Raw genomic sequence first — 510 nt, 5'->3', positions numbered from 1 at the left:
GTGATTAGTGATTGGGGTGAAGTCGTAACAAGGTATCCGTACCGGAAGGTGCGGATGGATCACCTCCTTTCTAAGGAGAAAACATAAAATGGGTTATTAGAACTTAGATTACTTTGAGTTTGTTTGCTTTATTTATTCCTTTTATAAGTCTTTTATAAAAGTAAGGGCGTATAGCTCAGGTGGTTAGAGCACTGTGCTGATAACGCAGGGGTCGCTGGTTCGAGTCCAGCTATGCCCACCAGAAGAAAAGACACTATTGTTTATGGGGATATAGCTCAGCTGGGAGAGCGCCGCACTTGCACTGCGGAGGTCAGCGGTTCGAACCCGCTTATCTCCACCAATAAAACATAGGACAATGAGAAATGAATAGTAGAAAGTAAAGAATTACAACTTTAAACAGAGACGAAAGAAAAGATAAGTAGTTAAACTGTAAAAAAATATAGAAAAGATGATTAAAAAGCTAATTAAGGGCACATGGAGGATGCCTAGGTAGTAAAAGCCGAAGAAGGA

2 tRNA genes and 1 rRNA gene are annotated in these 510 nt (G+C 40.4%); all 3 read left to right on the top strand.

The window, feature by feature from the left end:
• A 16S ribosomal RNA gene (locus tag AYC60_RS00375) occupies positions 1-70 on the top strand; the annotation flags it as partial.
• Between the two features lie 94 nt (positions 71-164).
• A tRNA-Ile gene (locus AYC60_RS00370) sits at positions 165-241 on the top strand.
• Between the two features lie 23 nt (positions 242-264).
• Positions 265-340: transfer RNA gene (locus AYC60_RS00365), tRNA-Ala, on the top strand.
• Positions 341-510 lie beyond the last annotated feature (170 nt).

This window comes from Streptobacillus felis (genome assembly GCF_001559775.1).
GTDB classification, from domain to species: domain Bacteria; phylum Fusobacteriota; class Fusobacteriia; order Fusobacteriales; family Leptotrichiaceae; genus Streptobacillus; species Streptobacillus felis.
Note: the sequence above shows the minus strand (reverse complement) of the source record. Positions and strands in the feature narration are given on the sequence as shown.